Here is a 20070-nt window from a genome sequence, read left to right on the forward strand (position 1 = left end):
CCGAACTTGCCGTTCGCGGCATGAAATCGCGGACAACTTTGTTGACACTTACCGGATGCGAGTGGGATGTTCTACAACTACCAGCGGGAGTATGACCCGAACGTGGGGCGGTACTCGCAGAGTGATCCGATTGGACTAGCAGGTGGGCTGTCGACGTACGCTTATGCAGAATCCAACCCTAATTCAAACCTGGACCCATTCGGCTTGGAATCTGGTCAATTTCAGTTTGGAAAATACCGGATGAAGCAGCCAGAAGCACCTCCGGCTACCGATATCGGGGATGCGCTCGTAGCGGGCAGAATTCTTTCCAGATACAACGCGGAGATGAAGTCGAGGAATATTTCTGGATCAGATCAGTTTTATCACTGTCTTGCAGCTTGTCGTGCGACTCAAGTGACAAGTAATGCGGGAGTTGTACTCGAATTGATGGCCATCAAGGAGGTCAAGGACTACTATGCAGGTCGGCTGGGCCTCTATGGAGACGGCACTCGAAGGAGTCACTCAGAAATGCGCAGCGACAACCTGGCCGATATGGCCGCAAATAAGCGCGGCGCTAGCTGCGAACTTGGTGAGAACTGTGCCAGGCGATGCGCGGACTACGTTCCTGCTTCATCTCGGCCGTTCTTGAATAACTATATTCCGGAGTGGTGAGATGAAAGTACGAAAAGAAGTGCTGGCGTTCTCTGCTCTATCCTTTGCGTTGTGCCTGGTCGGATGTGGATACGAGGAGAGGGGGTATGAATCTCTCTCTCACGTAAGTCGCGAAGGTGACTTATCAGTGGCAAGTGCTTTGTCGATTCCTGGAGATGCGGCCTTCCTTAGATTTAGGTCAGATGTTGAGTCTGGACTTTATTTCACTTCTTATGAGACGCATGACTCGGCTGCTTACATTCAGGAGCATGGGATGCTGGTTGCTGTGGCACCCCAAGATAAGGTCATTCGTGATTCCATTGGTTTTAATGTTAATTTGCCTGGGCGCGCACGCTTCTACTACACTTGTTCTTCATCTTTAAGGTATCGAAATAATCCGCACTCTGGTTACGATGAAATAATTTTGATGGGGGTTGCTGATGACAGAGTTTACCAATGGAATCGGCGGCACGATGAAAGGCTGGGGAGTGTGCTGTGTAATGGTCATCGATAGAATGCGTGGCGGCGGATAGTGCCGACTACTAGCCTGTGACGACAGTGAACGTTTGGTTGAGTTGCGAGCAGAGCCTGTTGCCGCTCTCCTGAGCGCGATCTGCTACGGTGGGATGTGCCAGAGCGCGGCGACCAAGAGTGAACGGATTCCAGACGCTCGGTGCACCGGGTTCCGCAGGTGTGCACCCAGATTCTGCTGATGCTGGCGGTGTTGCCCTTGATCTGGGCGATTGCCACGGGCCAATGGGTCTGGGCAGGAATGATCTGGCTGGTGCTGTATGTGCTGTATGTGCTGTGTTGGCTCCTCGGCGCAGTCAGGCACGCACGAAGCCCGATTGTCCGTGCCGTGCGGGACCCCAACCGCTGCTACGCCCGCAGGCCGAACGCATGAGCGGCCGGCACACCGCCCTGCATCCGGGAACCCTATGACACGCGAATGTCTCATGATGTTTGCCACAGCGTCAGCCTTGGCGGCCTGCAACAGCGGTGATCGCTTGGGTGAGCTGCAGACTAAGCCTGTTTTCGCGCAGCTGAGCGGGGCCTACTACGGTGGAATGTGCGAGGGCGCGGCGAGCACCGACAAGCAGATCGCCGAAATTCGCGCTATGAAAATCCATAGCCGTGCCGGTGAATGCCGAGTGCTCTACGTGGATGGCGTGAACCGTGCCGGCGAACTTCTGATCTACGCGGAAGAGCCAGGCGAGCGCCTGGCTTGCGGCGGGTTGCTTCAACGGCTGAAGGCGAAGGATGCCAATGCGGCGGTCATTGCCAAGGCCGGCGAGCGCTGCAGCTGATCGATAGCCCTTGCCCTGGTAGAGGCCAACCTTGGTTGGCCCCCTCGAAAACTACCCACCAAGGTGGGTATCTACCAGAGCGGTTGCCCGCTCCAGCCCATGACCTCCAGCCGATTGTCGCCATCGCCCTGAGCGCGTAAGTTGCGGGCAACCCTTTCCCGGAGTGCCCCATGAAGCCGATCGCGCTGGCCGTTGCCCTGGCCCTGACCGCCGCCCCGCTGCTGTCCGCCCCGTCGGCGCTGGCCGCACCCGCTGCCAAGGCCGCCACCCCGGCCAGCCCGGCCTGGGTGGCCCGCAGCAATGCGCTTGCGCAGATCCTGCTGGACGCGCAGGGGCCATTCCAGCCGGAAGAGACCGGCTTCTTCGGTGTGCCCGGCTACGACGACAAGGTGGCCGATCTCGGCCCCGACAACGGCAAGCGCTACCGTGCGGCGATGGCCAAGGCCCGCGACGAGCTGAAGGCGAAGCTGGCCACGGAGAAGGATCCCAACGTTCGCCAGGATCTGGCGATCATGATCCACGCCGCCGACCAGAACATCGAAGGCAGCACGCTCAACGAGAAGTACCTGCTGCCGTGGAGCGACGCACCGCAGACCGTGTTCAGCGGCCTCAACCTGCTGCTGTCCGACCAGGTACCGGCCGAGCGCCGGGCCAAGGCACTGGACCGCCTCAAGGCCTATGCCGGCCTGCAGCCGGGTGGCACCGCGTTCACCACGCTGGCCCGCCAGCGCTACGAGGAACGCCTGAAGGACAGCGCGCTGCTGCAGCCCACGCAGATTGAAGTGCAGCAGTCGCTGGACAATGTCGAGACCTACATCAGCGGCATCGAGACGCTGCTGAAGAAGTACCAGATTGCCGGCGCCGATGAGGCGATGAAGACGCTGGCCGGGCAGATGAAGGACTACGCCGCCTGGACCCGCAGGGAAGTGCTGCCGAAGGCGCGCACCGATGCCCGCCTGCCGGCCCCGCTGTATGCCTTCCAGCTCAAGCAGGTCGGCATCGACATCGACCCGAAGCTGCTGATGCAGCGTGCGCAGCTGGAATTCATGGAAACCCGCTCGGCCATGCAGCAGCTGGCGCCGCTGGTGGCGAAGGAGAAGGGCCTGAAGGTGGCCGACCCGAGCGACCCGGTGGCGGTCATCCGCGCACTGAAGGCCGACAAGATTGCCAATGACCAGTTGGAAGGCCACTACCGCAAGGTGATCGATGCCATCGATCCGCTCATCCGCGAGCACGGCATTGTCGATGTGCCCAAGCGTGCCATGCAGATGCGCCTGGGCTCGGCGGCGGAAAGCGCGGCCAGCCCGGCCCCGCACTTCCTGCCGGCACCGCTGGTCAACAACACCGGGCAGCAGGGCACCTTCGTGCTGCCGCTGGGCAACCCGGCCGCCGGCGAGGGCGCGCAGTACGACGATTTCAACTTCGGCTCGGCGGCGTGGACGCTGAGCGCGCATGAAGGCCGCCCCGGCCACGAGCTGCAGTTCACCGCGATGGTCGAGCGTGGCGTGTCGCTGGCACGCACCATGTTCGCGTTCAATTCGGTGAACGTGGAAGGCTGGGCGCTGTACGCCGAGGCCGAGATGGTGCCGTACGAGCCGCTGGACGGTCAGCTGATCGCGCTGCAGTTCCGTCTGCTGCGCGCGGCCCGCGCCATGCTCGACCCGATGCTCAACCTGGGCCTGACCGACCGTGCCAACGGCGAGCGCGTGCTGATCGAGCAGGTCGGCCTGTCCAAGGCGATGGCCACCCAGGAACTGGACCGCTACACGGTACGCATGCCGGGCCAGGCGGGCAGCTACTTCTATGGCTACACCCGCATTCTCGAGCTGCGCATGCAGACCGAGCTGGCGCTGGGCGCGAGGTTTGACCGCTTGGCGTTCAACAACTTCCTGCTCGACCAGGGCCTGCTGCCGCCGGACCAGCTGGCTGAAGCGGTGCAGCAGCAGTTCGTGCCGAAGTACCGGAAGAAGTAAGCGGTAGTGCCGGCCGCTGGCCGGCATTGCCTTTACCCGGTAGGTTGCCGGCCAGTGGCCGGCACTACCCCGTCAACGTTGCGGGGTAATTGTCTGCGTCGGCAGCCGCGCAGGCGCTTCCGGGTTCGGCACCCAGATCGCGACACCGGCCGCGCGCTTCTGCGTGGTCGGAATGCCGATGCCCACGCCGCCGCCCACGTGCGATCCGTAGCTGCCCGCACCCACCGACATGCCCACCGGCGAGCCGCTGCTGCCCACGCCCATCAGGATCACGCCGTTGGCCCCGAGGGCTGCAGCCTCGCGCTTGAGCCGCGCCACGGCAGCATCGGTTTGGCCCTGGGTACCAAAACCCACCGCCGAGGACGATTCCAGCTGGGCGATTTCCAGTGAACCGGCCGGTGGCGTCGAATAGATCTGTACCAGCGCCGGGTCGATCGGCGCGCGCGCGCGGCCCAGCATGACCTTGGAGGTGCTGGCGCAACCGGCGGCGGCCAGCAGCATTGCGGTCAAGGCAATCCAACGGATGTTCATGGCATTTACCCCTGTAGGACAGTTCGGATCATCGGGCGGGGACTCTGAATCGGCGCCAACATCCCCATCCGGGCCATGGCCGCATGCTGGCACGGGGCGGGTGAGCGTGCCGCCAACGACGGTAGGCGGCAGCACCGGGAACGGCTACTGTTGGGGCAGAAACCAACCACAGGGGTGTCCGGCATGGGTGTGATCAGTCTGTTGTGGGGCATCGTGGCGCTGCTGTGGATGATCCTGGCCTTGATCCCGCTGCTGGGCTGGGGCAACTGGTTCCTCATCCCGTTCGCGGCCGTCGGGGCCGTCATCGCTGCGCTGGGCATCCTCTTCACCCACCCCAGCAAGCGCGGCCGGGCCAAGACCGGGCTGGTCCTGAACGGCATCGTGGTGCTGGTCGGCATCATCCGCCTGAGCCTGGGCGGCGGGGTGATCTGAGTCGCGCCTACGGGTGCGACCGGGCGTCGCAGGCCTTCGGCCCGCCATCGGGCAGGGGAGTACAATGCCGGGCTGCGCGAGCTTCCCGCGTGCCTGTGAAACCGCGCCCGGCGCGGCTGCCCCCATGATCATTCGTCCCCGCCCCCACGGCTGGCAACTGCTGTACATCCTGCGCGGCTCCATCGTGCCGGCCATCGCGCCGAAGGTGCTGGCCATTCTGGTGCTGTCCATTGCAGTGGCCGCCGTGGTGGAACTGGCCCCGCCCATCGGCATCGAGCGGGTATCGGTTACGCCATTCACCCTGCTCGGCCTGGTCCTGTCCATCTTCCTCAGCTTCCGCAACAGCGCCTGCTACGACCGCTGGTGGGAAGGCCGCAAGCTGTGGGGCCAGCTGATCTACGAATCGCGCTCGCTGGCGCGCCAGGTGCATCTGCTGCTGGGCGATGGCGATGTCCGCCGCCGCATCGCCTACCTCACCACCGCCTTCGCCCACGCCCTGGCCGCACGCCTGCGCGGGCGCGTGGTGGCCCTGGTGGCGCTGCCGTGGCTGGACAAGCCGCAGCGCGAACGGCTGGCCGGGCGCGAGAACGTGCCTGATGCGCTGCTGTCGATGATCGCCGCCGAGCTGGCCCAGGCGCTTCGCAGCGGCGCGCTGGAGCCGATCCTCTACACCCAGCTGGAGGAGCGCCTGCACGCGATGTCCTCCATCCAGGCTGGCTGCGAGCGCATCCTCAGCACCCCGCCGCCGTTCGCCTATACCCTGCTGCTGCACCGTTGCGCGTGGATGTTCTGCGTCCTGCTGCCGTTCGGCCTGGCCAGCTCGCTGGGCTGGGGCACGCCGGTGCTGTCGGCGGTGCTGGCCTATGCCTTCTTCGGTCTGGACCAGCTGGGCGAGGAAATGGAAGAGCCCTTCGGCCTGGAGCCGAACGACCTGCCGCTGGATGCCATGGTGCGCACGATCGAAATCGACCAGCTCGACGCGCTCGGTGAACGCCCCCTGCCCGAACCCCTGCTGCCGCAGGGCTACCTGTTGCAATAGCCACTCCCCGGAGCCTGCCATGCCTCACCCCCATTACCGCCCGCGGCGCATGCGCCATGACGAATTCTCGCGCCGCCTGATGCGCGAAAACACGCTGACCACCGACGACCTGATCTACCCGGTATTCGTGCACGGACTGGCCGGCCGCACCGCCGTGCCGTCGATGCCCGGCGTGGAGCGGCTGTCGATCGAGGAGCTGCTGAAGGTGGCCGAAGAGGCGCTGGAACTGGGCATCCCGGTGATCGACCTGTTCCCGGTCATCGACAGCTCGCAGAAGTCGTTGGATGCGGCCGCCGCCTGGGCCGAAGACGGTCTGGCGCAGCGTGCGATCTGCGCACTGAAGACGCGCTTCCCGGAACTGGGCGTGATGACCGATGTGGCCCTGGACCCGTACACCACGCACGGCCAGGACGGCATCATCGATGACAAGGGCTACGTGCTCAACGACATCACCGTCGAGGCGCTGGTGAAGCAGTCGCTGTCGCATGCCGAAGCCGGCGCGGACATCATCTCGCCCTCGGACATGATGGATGGCCGCATCGGCGCGATCCGCCGCGCGCTGGATGCCGACCACCACCTCAACGTGCGCATCATGGCCTACTCGGCCAAGTACGCCTCGGCGTTCTACGGCCCGTTCCGTGATGCGGTGGGCAGCGCCGGCAGCCTCGGCAAGGCCGACAAGAAGACCTACCAGATGGACCCGGCCAACGGCGACGAGGCCCTGCGTGAGATCGCGCTCGACCTGGAGGAGGGTGCGGACATGGTGATGGTCAAGCCGGGCATGCCCTACCTGGATCTGGTGCGCCGGGTGAAAGAGAAATTCGGCGTGCCGACCTTCGCCTACCAGGTCAGTGGCGAGTACGCGATGATGAAGGCCGCCTTCGCCAACGGCTGGCTGGATGAACGCGCCTGCGTGCTGGAATCGCTGCTGGGCTTCAAGCGCGCCGGCGCCGACGGCGTATTGACCTATTTCGCGCCGCAGGTGGCGCGTTGGCTGCGCGAGCGCTGACAATAGCGCTCTCGACGGACGGAGGAACACGCGATGGGACCGGAAATGGGTTGGATGCAATGGCTGATCTGGGGCACCGGCACGCTGGTGTTCGGCGCCATCATCGTCGGCGTGTTCGTGGCTGCGTGGCGGGCCAGCCGACGCCCGCCGGAGCAGCTCTCCGCCGCCGCCCGCGTGGCCCGTGAGCAGGCCCTGCCGGAGAGCGTGCAGGCCGAACTGGCTGCGCTGAACCGCCGCAAGGACAACGGCCAGCTGAGCGAGATCGATTACGAGAAGCAGCGCGCCCAGGTGCTGGCGCGCTGACGCCTGCGTCGGGGGAACTCATCCACGCATGGCGTGGATCTACAACAGAGCGGGTTCCAGTAGATCCACGCCATGCGTGGATGGATGCCTCCGTTACCCGCCGCACCCGGCCACGGTCACCACCTTCGGCGCCGCCAACCGGTACACATCCACGCCCCCGGCGCGCGGTGCCTTCGCTGCACTGCTGGCCACCATCATCTCGCCCGGCTTGGCGTTGTCCACCACCGGCGCGCCGGTCCAGCCGCCGGTCAGGTTGAATGACAGGCCCAGCGGCTGCAGCGCGGCACCGCTCCAGGCGCAGGCGCTGGTCATCACCTGCGACGCCTTGCCGTTGCCACGGCTGAACACCACCGCGCCGCCATTGCCCAGCCAGTCGCCATCGGTCTCATCGCCGGCGGTGTTGAGGGCAGCCAGGGCTACGGCTGCGCCGCGCACGCCCTGCGCATCCAGCGGCGCCACGAACAGATTCCAGCCCGCGCCATGCCCCTGGTCGCGCGCGAACAGCAACCGGCGGCCATCGGCACTCAGGGCCGCGCCACGCTCGGCACCGCTGCCATCCTTGCCGGGCAGTGCCTGCGCGCGGCCGATGCTGCCATCGGCGGCCACCGCGGCGCGGTACAGCGCCCATTTCCCCTCGCGGCCGGCAGCGAACAGCAGCCAGTGGCCATCGCGGCTGAAATACGGGTCCAGCGCCTCGCGGGCCACGTCCACCGGCAGGGCCTGGGCCTGCTGCCAGCGGCCATCCACCACCCGTGCCTGCCATAGCCCCCAGCCTGCCTCGCCGCGGCGGGCGAAGACGATGCGCTGGCCATCGGCACTGATCGTCGCCCGGCCCTCGTCGGCACGGGTGGAGACCACACCCATGCCCTCGATGCCGTACTCGTTCAATGCCATCGCCACAGGGGCAGAGAGTAGACTGGCGGCCAGCACCAGCAGGGGCGGGGTGATGCGCATCATCCGGGTCTTTGCACGAAAGTGCACCAGTCTAGCCAGCTTGAGGATTCCATGACCGATCATTACGCCGTCTTCGGACACCCCGTTGCCCACTCGAAGTCGCCGCTGATCCATGCGACGTTCGGACGCCAGGAAGGCATCAGCATCGACTACCGCGCGATCGATCTGGCCCCGGACGCTTTCCTGGCCGGGCTGGAAGCCTTCGCCGCCGAAGGCGGTGTCGGCGCCAACGTCACCCTGCCGCACAAGGAAGCCGCGTTTTCGGTGTGCACCACGCTGACCGCGCGCGCGCGCCGCGCCGGCTCGGTCAACACCCTGCTGCGCAAGGGCGACCGCTGGCATGGCGACACCACCGATGGCATCGGGCTGGTGCGTGACCTGACCGACCGCCACGGTCTGGACCTGCGTGGCCGCCGCGTGCTGCTGATCGGCGCGGGTGGTTCGGCGCGCAGCGTCGCTCCGGCGCTGCTCGATGCCGGCATCACCGAACTGGTGGTGGTCAACCGCACGCCGGAACGCGCCGACGAACTGATCGATGCCATGGGCGAGCCGGGCCGCGCCATCAGCCGCTACTGGGAAGACCTGCGCGAGCTGGGCGATTTCGAACTGATCCTCAACGCCACCTCGGCCGGTCGCGACCGCGACGTGGAGTTCAAGCTGCCGCTGTCGCTGGTCAATTCGATGACCACCGCGGTGGACCTCAACTACGGTGAGGCCGCCATCGCGTTCCTGGCCTGGGCGCGCGCAGCCGAGTGCCGCAACACCGTCGATGGGCTGGGCATGCTGGTCGAGCAGGCGGCCGAGAGCTTCCTGCAGTGGCACGGCGTGCGCCCGCAGACCGACGAGGTCTACCAGCAGCTGCGCACCGGTGCTGGTGCCTTTGCCGGCCAGGACTGAGCCATGGACAGTTCTTCGCTGCTGCTGAGCGTTTTGAGCATGATCGGCGTGCGCCTGCCGGTGCTGATCGCCCTGTGCGTCGGCCTGGTCTGGGTGATCGGCGCGCCGCGGGATGCGGCCCGCAGCGGTGCGCTGGCCGGGCTGGTGCTGCTGCTGGTGGCCAACCTCGGCGGTGTGGTCGCCAACGTGGTGCCGCTGTGGATGGTCAGCAGCGGCGATTTCACCGCCATCTCGGCGATGAGCGCGGTGCTGGGCGGCGTGCAGTTCGTGCTGTCACTGCTGAGTGCGCTCGGTATCGTGCTGGTGGTGTGGGCGCTGGTGCGCGTGCTGCGCCAGCGGCCGCCGCTGCCTGCGGACCGGTAGCGCCGGGCCATGCCCGGCAAGCGCAGCGGTCCTGACAGAGCCGCCGGGCGTGGCCCGGCGCTACCGTAGATGGGCTGGCAACGCCGCATCTGCCCCGGCCCTGTACAGCCATCCGGCCCATGAAAGCCAACCCCCGACGCCGCTGACCCTGTTCAGCGCCCGCGCCTCGGTCCCGGTGGCCGGCCATGCGACAATGGCCAGCCTGATCCAGCCACGGTAGTTCCCGGCGTGACCGAAACCGTCGCCGCCCCGCGCAAGCTCGATGACGCCTTGAAGGATGCGATCCGCAAGGCGTACACGACGCTGCAGGCCAACACCCCCGGCTTCGCCACCCGCCGCTCGCAGAGCCAGATGATCGGCGTGGTGTCGCGTGCGCTGTCCACCAGCGGCGGCGTGGGCGTGGTGGAGGCACCGACCGGTGTCGGCAAGAGCCTGGGCTACCTGACCGCCGGTGTACCGATTGCGTTGGCCAGCAAGAAGAAGCTGGTCATCAGCACCGGCACGGTAGCGCTGCAGTCGCAGCTGGTCGAGCGCGACATTCCCAATTTCCTCAAGGCCACCGGCCTGGAAGCGACCGTGGCGCTGGCCAAGGGGCGCACCCGCTACCTGTGCACGCGCAACGCCGCCGAAGCGCAGGGCGAGGGCGCGCAGGGCGGCATGTTCGAGGACGAAGCGCCGCTGTACGACCGGCCGCTGGCGCCCATCGAAATGGATATCGCCAAGCGTCTGTCCGATGCCTTCACCAGCGGTGCGTGGGATGGCGACATCGACAACGCACCGGAAACCATCAGCCCCGGCCTGCGCAGCCGCATCACCACGCCGGCTTCGGCTTGTGGGGGACGGCGCTGCGCGTACTCGGCGCAGTGCGCGGTGCTGCGCTCACGCAACACCGTGCGTGATGCGCAGATCGTGGTGACCAACCACGCGCTGCTGCTGTCGGCGCTGTCCATTGGTGACAGCGACAACGGCCAGCCGATGATCGCCGCACCGTCGGACATGCTGCTGGTGCTGGACGAAGGCCACCATATCGGCAACGTGGCCATCGACCAGGGCGCGGCCAGCCTGGCCCTGGACGACATGGCCAAGCGCGTCGGCCGCCTGCAGATCCTGATTGCCGGTGCCTACCGCGCGGTCGACAAGGACCGCCTGGGCAACCTGCTGCCGAACGAGGCCATCGACGTGGCCGGCAACGTGGCCAAGCAGCTGCGTGCCTTCCGCGACCACATCGAAGCGGTGTGGATGCCGGCACCGGCCGACGAAGATCCGATGTGGCGTGCCGCCAACGGGCGCCTGCCCGAGGCGTGGCGCGAGCCGATCGAAGCGCTGGCCGATGACACCCGCAGCCTCTACAACTGGGCCCATGCCGCCAACGCCCAGGTGGCCAAGGGCAAGCCGGACGACGCTGCGCGCGAGCGCCTGCAGCGCAACCTCGGCATGGCGCTGGAAATGATCGAGCAGCAGTACAACCTGTGGCAGGCCTGGCGCCGCGAGGACAAAGACGGCGCGCCGCCCACCGCGCGCTGGGTCACCGCCACCCGCGAGGGCGACCTGGTGCTGCACGGCTCGCCGGTGTCGGCCGCACACGTGCTGCGCAAGCTGCTGTGGGATGAAGTGGATTCGGTGGTGATGACCTCGGCCACGCTGACCGGCGGTGGCGATTTCCAGTCGCTGGCGATCGACAACGGCATTCCCGACGAGGCCGAGATGGTCTCGTTGGCCTCGCCGTTCGACCTGCCCAACCAGGCCGAACTGATCGTGCCGAAGTTCCCGGTCACACCCGACGACCGCGAAGGCCATCCGCGCGAAGTGGCACGTTATCTGGACCAGGAACTGGACTGGGCCAAGGGCTCGATGGTGCTGTTCACCTCGCGCTGGAAGATGGAAAAGGTGGCCGGGCTGATGTCGGCGGCCCGCCGCAAGCAGGTGCTTGTGCAGGGCGAGATGTCCAAGACCCGGCTGATCGACGAGCACCTGCGCCGCGTCGCTGCCGGCGAAGGCTCGGTGTTGTTCGGCCTGAACTCTTTCGGCGAGGGCCTGGACCTGCCCGGCGAAGCCTGCACCACGGTGGTCATCACCCAGGTGCCGTTCGCGGTGCCGACCGACCCGCAGACCGCCACCCTGAGCGAATGGGTGGAAGCGCGCGGCATGAACGCCTTCAACCTGATCGCCATCCCGCACGCGCTGCGCACGCTCACCCAGTTCGCCGGCCGCCTGATCCGTACCTCCACCGACACCGGCCGCGTGGTCATCCTCGATTCGCGGCTGCTGACCCGCCGCTACGGCAAGCGCATCATCGACGCGCTGCCGCCGTTCAAGCGGGTGATCGGCTGAATGAATATGTTCATTTAAATGAATGATCTAGCAGGATTAGCATAAATTATTTTTTCATTTGATAATCTACCGAAGCCGAAAATAAATGGCCCTAATTCTATGCTCACCTTCCATCGCCCTGAGTTTGCACGCGAGTTGGCCGAAAGTCTGCTGGGGATACGGTTGTTTGGAGCTACAAGTGGACTTTTCCTCGCCAATCGGCGACGCACCGGGAAGACCACCTTTCTTCTCGCAGACTTGAAGCCTGCACTGGAAAATCTTGGGGCTGTCGTTGTCTACGTTGATCTCTGGGCAGATCAGCAGATGCAGCCAGGAGCGCTGATCGCCAAGGCAATCGGCTCAACGCTCCGGGAGCACGAGGGCGTGGGCGCCAAGGCCATTGCTGGCGGGCTGCGCAAGATCAGCGCCCTGGGGGTGACTGTCGAGGTCGGGAGCGCGCAACTCGGGAACGAAGTGAGCTTGGCCGACATGCTCGCCGAGCTCCATCGTCTGAGCCAGCGCAAGATCGTGCTGATCATTGATGAGGCGCAGCAGGCAACCGTACCTGGTTCAGGCGGTATGGAGGCGATGGCTGCGCTGAAATCAGCACGTGATCAATTGAACCTCGGCGGCAAGTACACGTTGGGCATAGTGATGACCGGGTCGGATAGAGACAAGCTGTGCCGACTTGTGAACACGAACATGGCGCCCTTCTTTGGCTCCGAGATCGATATCATGCCGACGCTCGATCACCACTACACTGATTGGATGGCTGATCTGGTCGAGAATGATCGACACGACATCCGTGTCGATAGGGGGGTGCTCCATCAGGCATTTGCAGATCTTGGGCATCGTCCAGAATTACTGCATCAGATCATTGGCCAGCTGACGGGCATCGGGCGGCCGCCCGCTGATCGATTCAATGAAGTACTTGCCGAGCGAGCCGCACAGGAGCGCGGCGCGTGTGAGGTACAGTACGCCAACACGTACGCTGGCTTGAAGCCTGCCGCGAAAGCTGTCCTGTCGCGAATTCTTGCTGGACGCGGGCAGGGCATGTTCAAGCCCGATGCAAAAGCCGAATACAGACAGGTGGCCGGAAAAACGCTCGCCGACACTCAGATACAAGGCGCTTTGGACAAAATGCGCGGCGGAGAAAGCCCTCTGATCTGGAAATCAGATCGTGGCGACTATGCATTGGAAGATACCCGCATGCGCGACTGGTACCAGTCACTGAAGAACAGCGGAAACTGGCCGCCCGTGCCCTGACCGACAGCTTTTCAATCACCGGCCATCCGGCGGCGTAACGTAACGCCGCTGCTCTGCTTGGATCCAGTCTGCACAGTGATGTTCACAGCGGCTGTTGGCTGCAGTCGTTGGGGGATGTCCCGCGCTCAGTCGCCCAGCAGGGCGGCGTTGCGGACCGCGCCCTTGTCGGCGCTGGTGGCCAGCAGGGCGTAGGCCTTCAGGGCGCTGGTGACCTTGCGCGGGCGGGCTTCACGTGGCTTCCAGCCACGTGCGTCGGCCTCGCTGCGGCGCTGCGCCAGGATTGCCTCGTCCAGCAGCAGGTCGATGCGGCGGGCGGGGATGTCGATGCGGATGCGGTCGCCGTCTTCCACCAGGCCGATGGTGCCGCCGCTGGCGGCTTCCGGCGAGACGTGGCCGATCGACAGGCCCGAGGTGCCGCCGGAAAAACGACCGTCGGTCAGCAGCGCGCACTGCTTGCCCAGCCCCTTCGATTTCAGGTAGCTGGTGGGGTAGAGCATTTCCTGCATGCCCGGGCCGCCCTTCGGGCCTTCGTAGCGGATGACCACCACGTCGCCGGCTTTCACTTCATCGGCGAGGATACCGGCCACGGCCGCGTCCTGGCTCTCGAACACGCGTGCGCTGCCCTCGAACACGTGGATGGACTCGTCCACGCCGGCGGTCTTCACCACGCAGCCATCGACGGCCAGGTTGCCGCGCAGCACGGCCAGGCCGCCTTCGGCCGAGTAGGCGTGTTCGACGCTGCGGATGCAGCCTTCGGCGCGGTCCACGTCCAGCGTGGGCCAACGCGTGGCCTGGCTGAAAGCCACCTGGGTGGGAATGCCGGCCGGGCCGGCACGGAAGAAGTCGTGCACGCTGGATTCGTCGCTGACCGCCACGTCCCAGCGCTCGATGGCATCGGCCAGAGTGCGGCTGTGCACGGTCGGCACGCGGGTATCCAGCAGGCCGCCACGCGCCAGTTCGCCCAGGATGCCGTACACGCCGCCGGCGCGGTGCACGTCTTCCATGTGGTACTTGGGGGTGTTCGGTGCCACCTTGCACAGCTGCGGCACGCGCCGCGACAGCGCATCGATGTGGGTCAGGTCGAAGTCCACTTCCGCTTCCTGCGCGGCCGCCAGCAGGTGCAGGATGGTGTTGGTCGAGCCGCCCATGGCGATGTCCAGGGTCATCGCGTTGGCGAACGCGGCCTGGGTGGCAATGCCACGCGGCAGCGCGCTTGCTTCCTCGCCGCCATACCAGCGGTGGCACAGTTCGACGATCAGGCGGCCGGCACGCAGGAACAGCTGCTCGCGGTCGGCGTGGGTGGCCAGGGTCGAGCCGTTGCCGGGCAGCGACAGGCCCAGCGCTTCGGTCAGGCAGTTCATCGAGTTGGCGGTGAACATGCCCGAGCAGGAACCGCAGGTGGGGCACGCGCTGCGCTCGAACTCGGCGACCTTTTCGTCGCTGGCGCTTTCGTCGGCGGCGATGACCATCGCATCGACCAGGTCCAGCTTGTGCTCGGACAGCCTGGTCTTGCCCGCTTCCATCGGCCCGCCCGAGACGAACACCACCGGGATGTTGAGGCGCAGTGCGGCCATCAGCATGCCAGGGGTGATCTTGTCGCAGTTGGAAATGCACACCAGCGCGTCGGCGCAGTGCGCGTTGACCATGTATTCGACCGAGTCGGCGATGATCTCGCGGCTGGGCAGCGAATACAGCATGCCGTCGTGGCCCATGGCGATGCCGTCGTCGACGGCAATCGTGTTGAATTCCTTGGCGACGCCGCCGACCTTCTCGATCTCACGCGCGACCAGCTGGCCGAGGTCCTTCAGGTGCACGTGGCCGGGCACGAACTGGGTGAAGGAGTTGGCGATGGCGATGATCGGCTTGTGGAAATCGCCGTCCTTCATGCCGGTGGCGCGCCACAGAGCGCGGGCGCCGGCCATGTTGCGGCCGGCGGTGGAGGTGCGGGAGCGGTATTCTGGCATGGCTGGCGGAACGGGCGGGCCGTACAACGTGGGGGTCGCCTGATCATGGCGGAGTTTTTCGGTTGCTGCTGCAACCACCGAAGATGGTCCGGCCGGGCTGCGCCCGGCACCCGCAGAGGCAACGTCAACGTCAACGTCAAAAGCGGGCTATCCGTGGGATGGCGGGGTGGGTCCGGTTACGGGGGACGCCGTGAATCCGTCCCTGGAGGCTCGGTCGCGCCATCCATGGCGCTCACGCCCCCGCAACCGGACCCACCCCGCCTTCGACAGTTGGCCGGGGGCCAGTAGATCCACGCCATGCGTGGATGGAGATCAGACGGAAAGGCGAAAATGAAATTCCGTTCATCTTCCCCACTTTGCCGATTCCGGTTGTTGGTGCGGATTTGGCATCATTGGGGGAATTGATCCGACTCCGAGGCATGACGCCATGAAGCGTTCCCGCACCACCGCGCTGCTGCTGATGAGCGCCGCACCCCTGCTGTTCACCGCCTGCCAGAAGGAAGAGCAGGTGCAGGTGCAGGAAGGCCTGTACACCTCGGTGCAGGCCTGCACCGAGGCGACGGGCGACCCGTCCTCGTGCCGCAACGCCTTTGCCGAGGCGCAACAGAAGGCCGCCGATGCGGCGCCGAAGTACGCCAGCAAGGAAGCCTGCGAGCAGGACTACAAGCCGGAGCAGTGCGTGCAGCAGCACACTTCGGCCGGTACCTCGTTCATCGGCCCGATGATGATGGGCTTCTTCATGTCTCAGATGCTGAGCAACCGCGGTGGCCTGGCCCCGCAGGCGCCGGCGTCGGCTCCGGCCTATCAGGACAAGAACGCCGGCTGGGCGCGCCCGGCCCCGGGCGGCACCGGCGGCATGAACACCGCCAGCGGCATCGGTGCGGGCAAGGCCGGCCTGGCCCCGGTCAGCAGCGAGCCGAACCGCGCCGTTACCGCCAGCCGCAGCGGCTTCGGCAGCACCAGCGCCCGCCGCAGCGGCGGCAGCTTCGGCGGCTGACCGGCCCATGCAGCGTATCCGCATTGCCGAGCGCGCCCAGTGGCGGGCGCGCGCGGAGGAAGCCGGTTTCCGCTTCCACACCATCGACGGCCAGCCGTATTGGGATGAAAGCGCGTACTACGCCTTCACCCTGCGCCAGATTGAAGTCGACATCGAGGACCCCAGCGCCGAGCTGCACCAGATGGCGCTGGACCTGGTGGGCGATGTCATCGCCAGCGAACGCCTGATGGACCAGTTGGCGATCCCCGCGCACTACCGCGACTGGATCGCCGAGAGCTGGCGCCAGCGCCAGCCGCACCTGTACGGGCGGCTGGACCTGGCCTACGACGGTACCGGTCCGGCCAAGCTGTACGAACTGAACTACGACACGCCCACCTCGCTGTTCGAGGCCAGCTTCTTCCAGTGGCAGTGGCTGGAGGACCAGCGCAACGCCGGTCGCCTGCCGCAGCACGCCGACCAGTTCAACGGCATGCACGAAGCTCTGGTCGAGCGCTTCGGCGAGCTTGCCGGGCGCCTGCCGCCGCCGCTGTACTTCAGTGCGGTGGGCAGTTCGGACGAAGACCGTGGCACGGTCGACTATCTGCGTGACTGCGCGGCCCAGGCCGGCCTGCAGGGCGAGGCCATCGCCATCGAGGACATCGGCCTGTCGGTGGATGGCCGCTTCACCGCGCTGGATGACACGGTGATCGGCACGCTGTTCAAGCTGTACCCGCTGGAAGACCTGATGGCCGAGGAATTCGGCCGCGCGCTGCCCGGTTCGGGCATCCAGCTGCTGGAACCGGCGTGGAAGGCGGTGCTGAGCAACAAGGGCATCCTGCCGCTGCTGTGGCAGCGCAATGTCGGCCACCCGAACCTGCTGGAAGCGCACTTCGATGACGGCAGCGCGCTGGCCTCGGGCTGGGTGCGCAAGCCGCTGTTCTCGCGCGAAGGTGCCAACATCGAGATGCACCTGGCCGATGGCAGCACCCAGCGCAGCGACGGCCCGTACGAAGGCCCGGCGATCATCCAGCGTGCGCACCCGCTCACCCGCTTCGAAGGCGGCTACCCGCTGGTCGGCAGCTGGGTGATCGGCGACCACGCCTGCGGCATCGGCATCCGCGAGGATGACAGCGCGATCACCCGCGACAGTGCGCGCTTCGTGCCGCACGCGATCGTGGACGAGGCACCGACGCGGATCTACGTCTGATGGCAGTGCGGCGGCCCTTGGGCCGGCGCGGGCGATCGACGCCGGTGCCGGGTCGGCACTTCGATGATGGCCGCACGCTGCACGCCTTCGCCGGGCGCGTGGCGGTGCGCTGCCATCGCTGCGATACGCCGGGCTGGGTCATCGCCAGCTGGCAACCCTACCGCTGGACCGCGCGTTTCCGCTGCACCGGCTGCAGCGCGGCGTTGGACAGTGGCGCCTGGGTTGGCGCGGTGCGCATCGATGGCCGCCGCCCGTGCGGCTACTGCGGCCACCAGTGGGTGTGCGTGCACCAGCATCGGCCGTCTGCATCGACGACGGTGCCCGAGGTGCTGCCGGCCAAGTGCGCGCAGTGCGGGCGCACCAGTGAAGTGAAGGTCAGCGTCTGCCCGCTGCGCGACGACGAGCCGGCGGATCCGCATTTCGGTCTGCCGCTGCGCCTGGTGGAAGCCACACGCGCCGGGCTGCTGTGGGCCTACAACGCCGAGCACCTGCAGGCGCTGCACGACTACGCGACGTCGGCATTGCGCGAGCATGGCGGCGTGCACAACGCCTCGATGTTCTCGCGCCTGCCGCAGTGGATGAAGCTGGCCCGCAACCGGGTGTTGCTGCAGCGTGCAGTGAAGCGGTTGCAGCGGCGTTTGCTGCAGGAGTAGGTAGTGCCGGCCGCTGGCCGGCAGCCGAGCATGGGCTCGGCTCTACAGGAATCAGGCAGTCTGTAGAGCCGAGCCCATGCTCGGCTCCGGTCAGAGCAGCCCTTCGCGCTTCACTGCCAGATACCGTTCCACCAGCGCGGCAGGCAGGGCGTCGGCGGTCACGTCCAGCACCATCACCTTCTCGCTGCGCAGCGCTTCGTGCGCCTTCGCGCGCTGCTGCAGGTACAGCGCGGCGGCGCCGGCCTGGGCGGCGTCTTCCCGTGTATGCACCTCGCCTTCCAGCGCGGTATCCAGTTCGCGTTCGCGCAGGCTGGCCACGCAGACCAGATGGCGGCGCTGCAGCAGGCGCACGGCCGCCAGCAGGTCTTCAATATCCTCGTCGCGCACGTTGCTGACCAGCATCACCAGGGCACGCCGGCGCTGCCGCAGCGAAACTTCGGTGGCGGCCGCCAGGTAATCGGTGGCCACGGCCTGCGGCTGCAGGTCGTAGCTGGCGCGCAGGAGGTGTTCCACCGTGCCCATGCCGCGCTGCGGCGCCACCCAGCGGCGCTCGCCACCCACCGCGAACAGGCCGGCGGCATCGCCCTGGCGCAGGGCCAGATAGGCCACCACCAGCGACGCGTTCAAGGCATGGTCGAAGTGCGAAAGACCGCCTTCGCTGGCCAGCATGCGCCGGCCGCTGTCCAGCATCAGCAGCAGCTGCTGGTTCTTCTCGTCCTGGTACTCGCGCGAAATCAGCTTGCGCGCGCGTGCGGTGGCTTTCCAGTCAAGCTGGCGCAGGCTGTCGCCGACGCGGTACTCGCGCATCTGGTGGAAATCCGTGCCTTCGCCGCGCCGACGCTTCACATGTGCGCCGACCAGCCGCGAGGCCTGGTCGGCACTGAACAGGGCGAAGCGGGTGAGCGGGACGAAGTTGGGATACACCCGCACGTCCAGGGCCGGCGGCAACGTGCGCTGCTGCCACCATAGCCGCCACGGCGAGCGGATGCGTACATCCACGCCGTCGAACTGGAAGCGCCCGCGCTGTTGCGGCTGCACCTGGTAGTGCAACGTGCTGGCATGGCCGGCGCGCAGCTGCAGGCGCTGCGGCAATCCTTCCAGCGGCCAGCCACCGGGCACGCGATCAAACACCTGCACCAGCATCGGCTGCTCGGCCAGCAGGCGCAGGCCGATCTCGCGGCGCACGCCGAGTGCCAAGGCCTCGGGTACCTGGCGCTGTACCTGCGGCCATGCACGTCGCCACTGCCGCCACAGATCGGCCAGTGCCAGCGAGGCCACCAGCGCACCCGCCATGGCCCAGCCCCAGCGCGGCAGCAGATCGCCCAGCACCAGGCCGCCCAGCGCGGCCCAGGCAGCCAGCAGGACCAGCAGCAGCGGCGCAGGCCTCATCGGCGTGGCGCTTCCACCTTGGCCAGCAGCGCGCCCAGCACGTCGTCCGGGCCTTGGCCTTCGATCTGCAGTTCCGGTGCCAGCGCGATGCGATGGCGCAAGGCGGGCCGGGCGATGTCACGCACGTCGTCGGGGGTGACGAAATCGCGGCCGGCCAGCACTGCCTGCGCACGTGAGGCACGCACCAGCGCGATGCTGCCACGCGGGCCGGCGCCGACCGCGATACCCGGCCAGGAACGCGTGGCGGCCACGATCCGCACCGCGTAGTCGATCACTTCGTCATCGACGGTGATGGCGGCGGTGGCCTGCTGCAGGGCCAGCAGTTCGCCAGCGCCGAGCACGCGCGGCACCTGGCTCAGGTCGAAATCGCTGGCGGCGCGGCCGTGGGTGATGGCCGCGACCATGCGCTTTTCGTCGTCCAGCTGCGGGTAGTCGATCAGCACCTTCAGCAGGAAGCGGTCCAGCTGTGCTTCCGGCAGCGGGTAGGTACCTTCCTGCTCCAGCGGATTCTGCGTGGCCAGGGCCATGAACGGCGGCGCCAGGGTGAAGGCTTTTCCTTCGATGGTCACCTGGCCTTCCTGCATCACTTCCAGCAGCGCCGACTGGGTCTTGGCCGGGGCGCGGTTGATCTCGTCGGCCAGCAGCAGGTTGGTGAACACCGGGCCGCGGCGGATCTTGAAGCTCTCGCTCCTGGGGTCGTACACCGCATGGCCGCTGACATCGCTGGGCATCAGGTCGGGGGTGAACTGCACACGGCCGTAGTCCAGTTCCATGGCCTGCGCCAGGGCGCGCACCAGCAGGGTCTTGCCCAGCCCGGGCACGCCTTCGATGAGTACGTGGCCGCCGGCCAGCAGCGCCACCATGATC

Annotated in this window: 19 protein-coding genes and 1 pseudogene; 15 read left to right on the plus strand and 5 right to left on the minus strand. The window is 66.6% G+C overall.

All coding sequences use genetic code 11. From position 1 onward, the window contains the following. Positions 1-54: 54 nt before the first annotated feature. The 4 genes and pseudogenes from ACQKDV_RS11165 to ACQKDV_RS11180 form a co-directional block, all read left to right on the plus strand. A pseudogene (locus ACQKDV_RS11165) lies at positions 55-651 on the plus strand (RHS repeat-associated core domain-containing protein); the annotation flags it as partial. A gap of 1 nt (position 652) precedes the next feature. Further along, positions 653-1144, plus strand: a complete 492-nt coding sequence (locus tag ACQKDV_RS11170) for a hypothetical protein (protein ID WP_427783812.1) — start codon at positions 653-655, stop codon at positions 1142-1144. A gap of 442 nt (positions 1145-1586) precedes the next feature. Then, positions 1587-1937, plus strand: a complete 351-nt coding sequence (locus tag ACQKDV_RS11175; protein WP_427783813.1) for a hypothetical protein — start codon at positions 1587-1589, stop codon at positions 1935-1937. A gap of 170 nt (positions 1938-2107) precedes the next feature. Then, complete coding sequence (locus tag ACQKDV_RS11180; RefSeq protein ID WP_427783814.1) at positions 2108-3910, plus strand: DUF885 domain-containing protein; 1803 nt, start codon at positions 2108-2110, stop codon at positions 3908-3910. A 72-nt stretch (positions 3911-3982) separates the two neighbouring features. Here ACQKDV_RS11180 and ACQKDV_RS11185 read toward each other — a convergent pair whose 3' ends face one another. After that, positions 3983-4441, minus strand: coding sequence for a hypothetical protein (locus ACQKDV_RS11185; protein ID WP_324806651.1), 459 nt, complete (start codon positions 4439-4441; stop codon positions 3983-3985). A 183-nt stretch (positions 4442-4624) separates the two neighbouring features. Between ACQKDV_RS11185 and ACQKDV_RS11190 the strand changes: the two genes are divergently transcribed. The 4 genes from ACQKDV_RS11190 to ACQKDV_RS11205 all read left to right on the plus strand — a co-directional run bounded on the left by ACQKDV_RS11190 (position 4625) and on the right by ACQKDV_RS11205 (position 7224). Continuing rightward, complete coding sequence (locus tag ACQKDV_RS11190) at positions 4625-4873, plus strand: hypothetical protein (RefSeq protein WP_333629349.1); 249 nt, start codon at positions 4625-4627, stop codon at positions 4871-4873. Positions 4874-4997: 124 nt separating this feature from the next. Continuing rightward, the gene (locus ACQKDV_RS11195; RefSeq protein WP_427783815.1) at positions 4998-5912 is read left to right on the plus strand and encodes a bestrophin family protein; all 915 of its coding nucleotides are present in this window, start codon (positions 4998-5000) and stop codon (positions 5910-5912) included. Positions 5913-5931: 19 nt separating this feature from the next. Then, entirely contained in the window at positions 5932-6921 is a 990-nt protein-coding gene (hemB, locus tag ACQKDV_RS11200) for a porphobilinogen synthase (RefSeq protein WP_427783816.1), read from the plus strand. Between the two features lie 33 nt (positions 6922-6954). After that, positions 6955-7224: a hypothetical protein gene (locus ACQKDV_RS11205; protein WP_108766747.1), complete on the plus strand. Its 270-nt coding sequence runs from the start codon at positions 6955-6957 to the stop codon at positions 7222-7224. A 93-nt stretch (positions 7225-7317) separates the two neighbouring features. Here ACQKDV_RS11205 and ACQKDV_RS11210 read toward each other — a convergent pair whose 3' ends face one another. Continuing rightward, complete coding sequence (locus ACQKDV_RS11210) at positions 7318-8181, minus strand: TolB family protein (RefSeq protein WP_427783826.1); 864 nt, start codon at positions 8179-8181, stop codon at positions 7318-7320. Between the two features lie 48 nt (positions 8182-8229). Between ACQKDV_RS11210 and aroE the strand changes: the two genes are divergently transcribed. The 4 genes from aroE (at position 8230) to ACQKDV_RS11230 (ending at position 13014) form a co-directional block, all read left to right on the plus strand. After that, positions 8230-9075: a shikimate dehydrogenase gene (gene aroE, locus ACQKDV_RS11215; protein WP_427783817.1), complete on the plus strand. Its 846-nt coding sequence runs from the start codon at positions 8230-8232 to the stop codon at positions 9073-9075. Positions 9076-9078: 3 nt separating this feature from the next. Beyond that, positions 9079-9438 (plus strand): hypothetical protein, encoded by a 360-nt coding sequence (locus ACQKDV_RS11220; protein WP_427783818.1) that lies wholly within the window; start codon positions 9079-9081, stop codon positions 9436-9438. A gap of 228 nt (positions 9439-9666) precedes the next feature. Beyond that, positions 9667-11769 carry an ATP-dependent DNA helicase DinG gene (gene dinG, locus ACQKDV_RS11225; protein WP_427783819.1) on the plus strand — a complete coding sequence of 701 codons (2103 nt, stop codon included), beginning with the start codon at positions 9667-9669 and terminating at the stop codon, positions 11767-11769. 99 nt (positions 11770-11868) lie between these two features. After that, complete coding sequence (locus tag ACQKDV_RS11230; RefSeq protein ID WP_427783820.1) at positions 11869-13014, plus strand: hypothetical protein; 1146 nt, start codon at positions 11869-11871, stop codon at positions 13012-13014. A gap of 125 nt (positions 13015-13139) precedes the next feature. Here ACQKDV_RS11230 and ilvD read toward each other — a convergent pair whose 3' ends face one another. Further along, complete coding sequence (gene ilvD, locus ACQKDV_RS11235; protein ID WP_427783821.1) at positions 13140-14978, minus strand: dihydroxy-acid dehydratase; 1839 nt, start codon at positions 14976-14978, stop codon at positions 13140-13142. 427 nt (positions 14979-15405) lie between these two features. Here ilvD and ACQKDV_RS11240 point away from each other — a divergent pair, with 427 nt between their 5' ends. From ACQKDV_RS11240 to ACQKDV_RS11250, 3 genes are read left to right on the plus strand one after another with little or no spacing between them, the layout of a single operon-like run. Next, positions 15406-15975, plus strand: a complete 570-nt coding sequence (locus ACQKDV_RS11240) for a DUF1190 domain-containing protein (RefSeq protein ID WP_079224108.1) — start codon at positions 15406-15408, stop codon at positions 15973-15975. 7 nt (positions 15976-15982) lie between these two features. Continuing rightward, entirely contained in the window at positions 15983-17161 is a 1179-nt protein-coding gene (locus ACQKDV_RS11245) for a glutathionylspermidine synthase family protein (RefSeq protein ID WP_427783822.1), read from the plus strand. Beyond that, a complete protein-coding gene (locus tag ACQKDV_RS11250) occupies positions 17161-17814 on the plus strand; it encodes a hypothetical protein (RefSeq protein WP_427783823.1) in 654 nt (217 codons plus the stop codon). The genes ACQKDV_RS11245 and ACQKDV_RS11250 overlap by 1 nt, the downstream gene beginning before the upstream one ends. Positions 17815-17904: 90 nt before the next feature. Here ACQKDV_RS11250 and ACQKDV_RS11255 read toward each other — a convergent pair whose 3' ends face one another. Both ACQKDV_RS11255 and ACQKDV_RS11260 read right to left on the minus strand, forming a co-directional pair. Then, positions 17905-19203 carry a DUF58 domain-containing protein gene (locus tag ACQKDV_RS11255; protein ID WP_427783824.1) on the minus strand — a complete coding sequence of 433 codons (1299 nt, stop codon included), beginning with the start codon at positions 19201-19203 and terminating at the stop codon, positions 17905-17907. Further along, on the minus strand, positions 19200-20070 hold an 871-nt coding region (locus ACQKDV_RS11260), incomplete at its 5' end, for an AAA family ATPase (protein ID WP_427783825.1). The genes ACQKDV_RS11260 and ACQKDV_RS11255, both read right to left, overlap by 4 nt.

Source organism: Stenotrophomonas sp. NPDC077659, assembly GCF_050268705.1.
Taxonomy (GTDB): Bacteria; Pseudomonadota; Gammaproteobacteria; order Xanthomonadales; family Xanthomonadaceae; genus Stenotrophomonas.

Bases quoted from the DNA above. Each gene is read 5' to 3' on its own strand.
- ACQKDV_RS11170 (WP_427783812.1), top strand. From the start codon at position 653: ATGAAAGTACGAAAAGAAGTGCTGGCGTTCTCTGCTCTATCCTTTGCG.
- ACQKDV_RS11175 (WP_427783813.1), top strand. From the start codon at position 1,587: ATGATGTTTGCCACAGCGTCAGCCTTGGCGGCCTGCAACAGCGGTGAT.
- ACQKDV_RS11180 (WP_427783814.1), top strand. From the start codon at position 2,108: ATGAAGCCGATCGCGCTGGCCGTTGCCCTGGCCCTGACCGCCGCCCCG.
- ACQKDV_RS11185 (WP_324806651.1), bottom strand. From the start codon at position 4,441: ATGAACATCCGTTGGATTGCCTTGACCGCAATGCTGCTGGCCGCCGCC.
- ACQKDV_RS11190 (WP_333629349.1), top strand. From the start codon at position 4,625: ATGGGTGTGATCAGTCTGTTGTGGGGCATCGTGGCGCTGCTGTGGATG.
- ACQKDV_RS11195 (WP_427783815.1), top strand. From the start codon at position 4,998: ATGATCATTCGTCCCCGCCCCCACGGCTGGCAACTGCTGTACATCCTG.
- hemB (WP_427783816.1), top strand. From the start codon at position 5,932: ATGCCTCACCCCCATTACCGCCCGCGGCGCATGCGCCATGACGAATTC.
- ACQKDV_RS11205 (WP_108766747.1), top strand. From the start codon at position 6,955: ATGGGACCGGAAATGGGTTGGATGCAATGGCTGATCTGGGGCACCGGC.
- ACQKDV_RS11210 (WP_427783826.1), bottom strand. From the start codon at position 8,181: ATGATGCGCATCACCCCGCCCCTGCTGGTGCTGGCCGCCAGTCTACTC.
- aroE (WP_427783817.1), top strand. From the start codon at position 8,230: ATGACCGATCATTACGCCGTCTTCGGACACCCCGTTGCCCACTCGAAG.
- ACQKDV_RS11220 (WP_427783818.1), top strand. From the start codon at position 9,079: ATGGACAGTTCTTCGCTGCTGCTGAGCGTTTTGAGCATGATCGGCGTG.
- ACQKDV_RS11230 (WP_427783820.1), top strand. From the start codon at position 11,869: ATGCTCACCTTCCATCGCCCTGAGTTTGCACGCGAGTTGGCCGAAAGT.
- ilvD (WP_427783821.1), bottom strand. From the start codon at position 14,978: ATGCCAGAATACCGCTCCCGCACCTCCACCGCCGGCCGCAACATGGCC.
- ACQKDV_RS11240 (WP_079224108.1), top strand. From the start codon at position 15,406: ATGAAGCGTTCCCGCACCACCGCGCTGCTGCTGATGAGCGCCGCACCC.
- ACQKDV_RS11245 (WP_427783822.1), top strand. From the start codon at position 15,983: ATGCAGCGTATCCGCATTGCCGAGCGCGCCCAGTGGCGGGCGCGCGCG.
- ACQKDV_RS11250 (WP_427783823.1), top strand. From the start codon at position 17,161: ATGGCAGTGCGGCGGCCCTTGGGCCGGCGCGGGCGATCGACGCCGGTG.
- ACQKDV_RS11255 (WP_427783824.1), bottom strand. From the start codon at position 19,203: ATGAGGCCTGCGCCGCTGCTGCTGGTCCTGCTGGCTGCCTGGGCCGCG.